Source organism: Pseudomonas sp. S4_EA_1b (assembly GCF_016307435.1).
GTDB lineage: Bacteria > Pseudomonadota > Gammaproteobacteria > Pseudomonadales > Pseudomonadaceae > Aquipseudomonas > Aquipseudomonas rhodesiae.
In genome coordinates this window covers 1-6,783 of record NZ_JAEILC010000169.1, presented here as the reverse complement: position 1 = coordinate 6,783, position 6,783 = coordinate 1, and the positions used below count along the sequence as shown (strand labels likewise).

The 6,783-nt window shown below is 59.7% G+C and carries 12 protein-coding genes; 4 read left to right on the top strand and 8 right to left on the bottom strand.

What is annotated here, in order from left to right:
* From YA0848_RS34520 to YA0848_RS34495, 6 genes are all read right to left on the bottom strand, one after another.
* Window positions 1-330 (bottom strand): hypothetical protein (locus tag YA0848_RS34520; protein ID WP_198731564.1); only part of this gene is annotated, 330 nt, incomplete at its 3' end.
* Window positions 331-382: 52 nt separating this feature from the next.
* A complete protein-coding gene (locus tag YA0848_RS34515; RefSeq protein WP_065327478.1) occupies window positions 383-907 on the bottom strand; it encodes a DUF262 domain-containing protein in 525 nt (174 codons plus the stop codon).
* Between the two features lie 115 nt (window positions 908-1,022).
* Entirely contained in the window at window positions 1,023-2,258 is a 1,236-nt protein-coding gene (locus YA0848_RS34510; protein ID WP_065327479.1) for an RtcB family protein, read from the bottom strand.
* A gap of 300 nt (window positions 2,259-2,558) precedes the next feature.
* The gene (locus YA0848_RS34505) at window positions 2,559-3,275 is read right to left on the bottom strand and encodes a hypothetical protein (protein WP_198731563.1); all 717 of its coding nucleotides are present in this window, start codon (window positions 3,273-3,275) and stop codon (window positions 2,559-2,561) included.
* A gap of 93 nt (window positions 3,276-3,368) precedes the next feature.
* Entirely contained in the window at window positions 3,369-4,277 is a 909-nt protein-coding gene (locus YA0848_RS34500) for a hypothetical protein (protein WP_065327481.1), read from the bottom strand.
* A gap of 107 nt (window positions 4,278-4,384) precedes the next feature.
* Window positions 4,385-4,627 (bottom strand): hypothetical protein, encoded by a 243-nt coding sequence (locus YA0848_RS34495; RefSeq protein WP_065327482.1) that lies wholly within the window; start codon window positions 4,625-4,627, stop codon window positions 4,385-4,387.
* 125 nt (window positions 4,628-4,752) lie between these two features.
* Between YA0848_RS34495 and YA0848_RS34490 the strand changes: the two genes are divergently transcribed.
* The gene (locus YA0848_RS34490; RefSeq protein WP_176707246.1) at window positions 4,753-4,914 is read left to right on the top strand and encodes a hypothetical protein; all 162 of its coding nucleotides are present in this window, start codon (window positions 4,753-4,755) and stop codon (window positions 4,912-4,914) included.
* Window positions 4,915-4,993: 79 nt separating this feature from the next.
* Here YA0848_RS34490 and YA0848_RS34485 read toward each other — a convergent pair whose 3' ends face one another.
* Entirely contained in the window at window positions 4,994-5,524 is a 531-nt protein-coding gene (locus YA0848_RS34485) for a hypothetical protein (protein ID WP_141678424.1), read from the bottom strand.
* Window positions 5,525-5,538: 14 nt separating this feature from the next.
* On the bottom strand, window positions 5,539-5,997 hold the full coding sequence (locus YA0848_RS34480) for a hypothetical protein (protein WP_065327483.1): 459 nt from the start codon (window positions 5,995-5,997) through the stop codon (window positions 5,539-5,541).
* 123 nt (window positions 5,998-6,120) lie between these two features.
* On the opposite strand from YA0848_RS34480, the gene YA0848_RS34475 reads away from it, so the two are divergent.
* The 3 genes from YA0848_RS34475 to YA0848_RS34465 form a co-directional block, all read left to right on the top strand.
* Window positions 6,121-6,402, top strand: a complete 282-nt coding sequence (locus YA0848_RS34475; protein ID WP_232925253.1) for a hypothetical protein — start codon at window positions 6,121-6,123, stop codon at window positions 6,400-6,402.
* Window positions 6,403-6,413: 11 nt separating this feature from the next.
* Complete coding sequence (locus YA0848_RS34470; protein WP_176707247.1) at window positions 6,414-6,587, top strand: hypothetical protein; 174 nt, start codon at window positions 6,414-6,416, stop codon at window positions 6,585-6,587.
* Between the two features lie 8 nt (window positions 6,588-6,595).
* Window positions 6,596-6,783: hypothetical protein (locus tag YA0848_RS34465; protein ID WP_198731562.1), on the top strand; the 188-nt coding region annotated here is incomplete at its 3' end.

Sequence of the window (6,783 nt, the reverse complement as noted above, 5' to 3'; positions counted from 1 at the left end):
ACAAAAGCCGGGGCGATTCACCACGAAGCCTTCGCTGTCGACAACGTCAACATGCGCCGTCTCAACGTTGACCTGGCAGGAAAACCCATCCCCAGGGGCAGCGGTTAGGCGAGCATCACCATTCCAATCGACGAAGTAGCCATGATCGGCCGGCAGTACTACGGCTTGTGCACCGCAGGCCTCTTCCATGCGTTCCAGAGAGCAGGTAGGGCGTGTGACGCGATTGCCGTGCACCGGGTGATCTTCACGCCACCAGCCTGGGCGTACATGGACAAACAGCCGTTCACCGATCTGCAGCTTGGTATCAATGGGGTGATGTTGAAGGCTCATGGTGTTCTCTCGACTTGTCTCATCGGGGCGGAGGATAACGGCTCGCTATAGGTTATTTGTTCAGCAGCTGCAGATCTGCCTCGGTATGGGCGGTGCCGCCGAAGTTCAGGCGACGGTAAAGGGCCTTGAGCAGCTCTTCATCCGCCAGGTACTCCAATTCGATGCACGGGAAAACCACGTTATCGAAACGGCGGCGTTTCTCCCCAATGCTGAGGTCGCTGTAGCGAATGCCGTCGAAGACGGTGAGCTCACCCTTCACGAAGCGAGCGATCGACGTAATGCGCTGCTGACCGTCGAGCAGCCAGCCGGACATGTAGCGATCGTTACCGCCTTCGTAGTCACGGCCGTTGATGACGTAGTAGCCGGTACCGAAGCCCAGGAAGATGCCTTCGACGAAAGCGCGCTGCTGTTCCTCGGTCCAGACAAACTCGCGCTGCCAGGTCGGCAGCACCAGGTTCAGCAGCTGGCGCTCTTCCGGAACGTTGGTGTTCGCGGCGGTGCCTTCCCACAGCATGCTGATGGAGTAGGCACGCTGAATGCCGTCCAGGATCGGTTTCGGGAGGAGGGTGGCGGACATGGGATCTTCCTGCGGTAGAAGTTGCTCACGTAGGAGCATGTTCTCCCAGGTCGCCAGGTATGCAAGTCGCCAGCAGCATGAAAAGGGAAAGGCCCCGAGCGGGGCCTCAACCTGTTCAACCTTTGACGCAAAGTACCTGCTTCAAGGTATGGACGACTTCAACCAGATCAGACTGTGCAGCCATCACGGCATCAATGTCCTTGTAGGCTCCAGGCGTTTCGTCGATCACGTCCTCGTCCTTGCGGCACTCTACCCCAGCCGTGGCCTGGACGTGGTCCTCCAGGGTGAAGCGGCGTTTCGCTTCTGCTCGGCTCATTGCACGGCCAGCGCCATGGCTGCAGGAACAGAAGGACTGCGAATTACCTTTGCCGCGCACAATGAAAGAGCGAGCACCCATGCTTCCGGGGATGATACCGAGGTCGCCCTCGCCAGCTCGTACGGCGCCCTTGCGGGTAACCATCACGTTCTCGCCGAAGTGCTTTTCCCAGCTGACGTAGTTGTGGTGACAATTTACTGCAGCCTGGTCGCAGGTGAAGGGCTTTGGAACCGCCAGTTTCAGCGCCTCCATTGCAGCACCCATCATCAGGTCGCGGTTCACGCGAGCGAAGCGCTGAGCCCACTCGACTGCCTCGCAGTAATCCTTGAAGTGGTCGCTGCCCTGAGGCAGGTAAGCCAGGTCTTCATCGGGGAGGTTGACGAACCAGCGGCGCATCTCTTCCTTGGCTAGTTCGATGAAGTAGGTGCCGATGGCGTTGCCGATCCCACGCGAGCCAGAGTGCAGCATGACCCAGACGCGCTGTTCCTCATCCAGGCAGACTTCGACGAAGTGGTTGCCGGTGCCGAGAGTTCCGGCATGAGTAATCGCCCGACGGGCAGGCTTCTCCAGCTTGGGATGTTTCTTGACCAGGCCCTCGAGCTCCAGCATCAGGCTGGCCAGCTCACCGTGCCCGCTGGCGCCAGGCGCCATTTCGCCCCAGGCACCGCGGTCGCCTGGCATTCCGTTGTTGGTACGGCCGTGAGGGATGCGTCGTTCGATCTCGCTGCGCAGAGCCGCAAGGTTGTCCGGCAGATCCGATGCGACCAGGGAGGTGCGCTGTGCCGCCATGCCGCAGCCGATATCGACCCCCACCGCAGCGGGAATAATGGCGCCCTTGGTAGCGATAACGCTGCCAACAGTCGCGCCCATACCCCAGTGCACATCGGGCATAGCTGCGATATGCGAGTGGATGAAGGGAAGGCCAGCGAGATTGCGGAGCTGCTTTTTGGCGGCTTCTTCTACCTGGACGCCTACGGTCCAGGCTTTGATCGGCTTGCCCGAGCTTTCGATCAGCTCGAAGGTTCGTGCGGTCATTCAATAAATCTCCAATGGAGTAACGGCATGCACCACAAGCTAGCGAGGTGCATGGGTGAAACTGCTAGGGTTCTAGCGTCTCATGAGTCGAACATACTGCAACCCGCCATCCGTGCACCGCACGGCAATCCGCGCACATCCACACAAGGGGGCCTTTGTGCTCAAGGTTACCTGGCTGTGTGGAGCTGACCAGGCGCACTTGGCGAACGTCGACACCGCTGCACCAGCGAGCCGTCCCTGCGCGATCGCAGGGGCGGGCGGCCGGCGCCGGTGGTGCAGAGTCCGTGTGGCTTGTTGTCATCAGGTGGCTTCGGTGAAGAGGTTGGCCACCGTTTGTCCTTCCTCTTTCCAGGCGTCAGCCAAGTTGGGGTCCAGCGTCCAATCCATCACGTCCCCAGCATGCAGCTGGACGAACATGAAAGGCTTGCGCTGCTCGGTCTTCTGCTGAGGCGCCACGATCAGCTTCTTGCCGGCGGGGAGGCGAACACCGTTCCACGTGCCATAGATCGGCATGCTACCGGCACGCTGTACGATCGGCTCGGGACTCACCTTGCTGAGGCACAGCGCAACGAACTTGGCTGGATACCAGGCGCCACGCTCATCCTCGGTAGCGGGCTCGCTGTGCAGAAGGAACACCTCTACGTCGTCGCCGCGGTTCAGCGGGATCGGCTTCGACAGCTTGCGGCGCTGCTCGGAGTCTTCAAATACGACGCCTTCGACACGGTCAGAGGAAGCTTTTTCGCCATCACTGGAGATGGCACTTTGGCCGTCAACCAGGCGCAGGTCGATCCACTCGATAACGTCCAGACGCCAGGCGCCTTCATCGTGATCGTAGCGCTCACACTGGAAAGTGCCTTCATGATCCCGCTCCGCCAGGGTGTAGCTGTCCAGCGGGCCGCCATAGGTCGGAACCATCCCCTTTTGAGGGTGTTCAATCCACATGAAGAATGGCCGGCCGCTGATCGGGCATTTGTCGGGACACCATTGGCTCGTCAGCGGGTTGGTCGAATCAGTCATTTGCGTCTCACCTCTCGGCATCCAAATACCAGTCTCACAGCCCCACGGGCCGCACGTCGATTGCATGATGCTCGAGGTCGACAGAGATGCAACTTAGATGGCCAGGTAGTGGGTGTCGTTGAGTTGAGCTGGAGAGATGCGCTGTAGGCGCCAGCTCCGGTGGTAGAGCAGTCCATCACGGATAAACCAGTCATCACCGAGTCGGCTTGCCATGTTCTCCTGGGTCTTAACTGCCATTTCTTCATCTGTAGGCAGATCAGGAAGCCCGGCCTTTATCCTGGACAGTAGTTCCTCAACCGCGCGTTTGTGCTCGCGTTGGCGCACCAGCTGCTCATAAGCGCCGCGGTCAATGAACAGGCCCTTGCCCATCAGGGGAGGGGCCTCTGCTGGTGCTGCAGCCGTCAGAGCATCTACCAGGCCAGTCTTCCAGCGATTCGAGAAGTACTCGGCTTCCTGCCGCAGGTCTTCCTCTGTCACCAGTGAGCGCTTCTCCTGGGAGTGATGGCAGCAAAGGGATGCTGTTGCCTGTTCTGCAGGAAGATCCTCCCGCCAGAGCTTCCAGGTGAAGCCCATCTGCTGCCAGCCGCCGTACGTCACGATGAAGGTATGCTCGCCCTGACGCTCCAGCACGTCCCAGAAGCATTGGTGGATCAGCATCCGCTCGCGGTCGCCCTCTTTCTCAGACCACTCTTCAGCGTCAGCAGGCTCCATAATCCCAATCGGGTCGGAGCTTTCAACAGCCTCATACCACGGGTAACTGTGCGACACCGGTGGAGGGATGAGGAGTGGTTTTCCCCCGTTGAGAAGCCTGTTGTACAGACTCGACTTCTCAAGCAGATGGTTCCGGTAGAGGACATTGAAGCCGGCTTGTGCCTGGGGTACATCCTCGGCCTGCTCCGTGAAGCGGGCCATCTCATGGTCCATGACGTCGTCATAGCGACGTAGGGCATCCAGCTGCTCGCTGGTGCCCTGGCCATTGCGTAGTTGGTCAAGCAGGGACAATTGTCGGTCCTCTCACTACGAGTATCGAACGGTGGGGAGTGGTCACCGGGCGCTCACCTGAGTTCGCGTTCACCCGTTGAAAGGCATTTCTCTGATGGAATCTCGATTTAGGCCGCGAGGCATGCACATGCGCGGACAAAGTGGTGCGTGTCGTTGAGCAGAGCGTGGCGAGCCGATTCATCACAGATGCCCCAGTGCTCATTAGCGACCTTGCAGCGCCCCAGCCGATCGAGTGGCGCCAGGTCCGCAGCCTCGATTTTCCCCTTGGCGGCCAGCGCCGCTACGGCTTCGTCACGCTCTGCATAGATCACTTCCAGTTCCTGCGGGCTTGGGTATGCGGGCTTGCTCATGGTTGAACTCCTACTTCGGTTTCGCTTTGGAACTAGCGTCTCACGAGGTGCTGGATGCGCAAGCCTATAGTCGCCGCAAAATTCGCGCGCCATCAGGGCATTCAGTAATCGCGAGCCAAGCGGGCATGGCTACTGGAAAGAAGTGCTTCGGAGCGTTAGCGCTGTGCTCCGGATTGCAGGGCGGCTTGGCAGGCACCGTGGACACCCCAGCGCCGACGCTGGGCCATTTCAAGCGCCAGCCGGACGATTTCCGCGTCACCATCGTCGTCGACCCGGATAGCCACTGACATCCCGCGGGCAACAACCCGAACTACCGGGCCAGGGGCCGGTGGGCCCATGAGTTTGTTCATAGGCTTGCTCCTACTGTCAGCCTTTCTGTGGCGCCGGCCGGAGATACAGAAGAGTTGATCGCGCACACCAAAAAGCGACTCCTAAAGTGATCGCCACATGAAGAGTGATGCGAAGAGGGGAATGCAGCACGGTTGCTGCAGGGAGCGTCATCACCCCCAGCACCATAAGAGCGAAGTAGAGAGCAATGGAAGTTGGGCGGCTGAACAGAAGTGGTTCTTGACGATGAATAACTTGAGGGGGCGTGTTGGAGGTTGGGCGCCAGGATTGGTCGTCAACCAAAGCACGGCCATTTTTAAGCAGCTCACCCAGATAGGCTTCGTCTCCACGATCCTCGCCAGCGATGCAGCCAGGGAGGTTGTGGAGAGCATCCGCCACCCTCCGTGCATGGTCAGGCGCATCTATAGCAGCCTCACGAATAAGGCAGAGCCCATCACTCAGCAGGCGCAATGCTTCTGGGTGGCTTGTAGGCAGGGCTTCGGAGGGTTCCTGGTCGATCATCATGGATTCCCGGTGAGAAATTTTCGGCTGCAGCACTACGAGCAGCATAACGTATGGTCAGGTCAGGCCTGCAGCAGGGTCTGCTGGTGCATCTCGGCATCAAGCTTACGCTCGATCTCTTCCCGCAAAAGACGATCGCGCTCCCGCAGCTCCTTGTTGCGAGCCTCGCGGACTCCGTTGAAACCTTCCACGATGTAGATGAAGTTCACAGGGTTGCAGGGGCCGCGCCAGGCCTTCATGTACTCACGGCAACGAGCGCGGGTCTCGGCGTCCATGGCGTAGTAGGAAGCCCGCAGCTTGCGCCAATGTTTCGCCTGCAGGTCGCGCCAGTTCTGGAGAGTCTGCCTGGATGCAGCCTCACGACGCGCCTTCTCTTCGTCCCATCCGCGCTGCTCAGATGCAATCTGTTCGGCGAACAGCGGCAGAGCTTCCTGCTCGCGCTGCAGCTTGCGCCCGAAGGCAGATTCCTTGCGGGAAGTGAAGTTGATGCCCTCAAAGCGGGCATGGCGATCGAAGCGCATTGGCGACCTCCGAGATTTGATGATGGAGGTAGCTTCCCACGGGACACCGAACTTGCAACTGCCAAACCGTGACCACGACAGGGAGCGGACTTGCATATACGGCGGTCGTGGGAGAATGCCAGCATGGTTTTTAGAGAAGAGGTGTTCGAGATGGTCCGATATTCGCCACAAGTTCCGCCGAGGTTGAACGATGGCGAGTCGCCGAAGCTCATCGCCATGACCACGACCCACGGGCTCCACGCCTTGAAGGTCACGCACTACGACAGCTTTGATGAGGAAAGCACCCCACGCTGGAGCACTGCATGCAGTGAGGCGTGGACGGTCGAGCCCGAAGAGATCCTCTGGTGGGCCTATGCGGATGAAGTCCGCAACCTGATCGAATCACTGCCAATTGAAGCCGCTTGAGGAAGCCCCGTATGGAAGCCAAACCCACCCACTTCAAGTACGTCTGCCGGAAATGCCAGAAGGAGCTGCTGCAGACCGTTGTTCAGGAAGCACCTGAAACAACGCCTGTGCCCAGCTGCTGCGGCCACACCAAGAACATGGCGTATCAAGGCGTGATACGCGAAACCTCAGTAGAGAAAGCATAGGCACCAGCATGTTCTACGAACGTATTAAAGCCGCCTGGGAGGCAGGAGGGGTGCGCGTTTACCTTCCGCCGGCCGGGCAGGGCGGGCGGGTCACTGTCAAGGCGAAAGGGTTGCTCAGCGCCGCAGTTCCGTTCCTCACCCGAGCGGAACGGGAGCGGCTGGCGGGCTTTGCGCTGCGTGAAGCTCAGCTGATATG

Coding starts and splice junctions, on each gene's coding strand:
- YA0848_RS34515 (WP_065327478.1), bottom strand. CDS start 907: ATGTCCGCCACCCTCCTCCCGAAACCGATCCTGGACGGCATTCAGCGT.
- YA0848_RS34510 (WP_065327479.1), bottom strand. CDS start 2,258: ATGACCGCACGAACCTTCGAGCTGATCGAAAGCTCGGGCAAGCCGATC.
- YA0848_RS34505 (WP_198731563.1), bottom strand. CDS start 3,275: ATGACTGATTCGACCAACCCGCTGACGAGCCAATGGTGTCCCGACAAA.
- YA0848_RS34495 (WP_065327482.1), bottom strand. CDS start 4,627: ATGAGCAAGCCCGCATACCCAAGCCCGCAGGAACTGGAAGTGATCTAT.
- YA0848_RS34490 (WP_176707246.1), top strand. CDS start 4,753: ATGGCTACTGGAAAGAAGTGCTTCGGAGCGTTAGCGCTGTGCTCCGGA.
- YA0848_RS34485 (WP_141678424.1), bottom strand. CDS start 5,524: ATGCTGCTCGTAGTGCTGCAGCCGAAAATTTCTCACCGGGAATCCATG.
- YA0848_RS34480 (WP_065327483.1), bottom strand. CDS start 5,997: ATGCGCTTCGATCGCCATGCCCGCTTTGAGGGCATCAACTTCACTTCC.
- YA0848_RS34475 (WP_232925253.1), top strand. CDS start 6,121: ATGGTTTTTAGAGAAGAGGTGTTCGAGATGGTCCGATATTCGCCACAA.
- YA0848_RS34470 (WP_176707247.1), top strand. CDS start 6,414: ATGGAAGCCAAACCCACCCACTTCAAGTACGTCTGCCGGAAATGCCAG.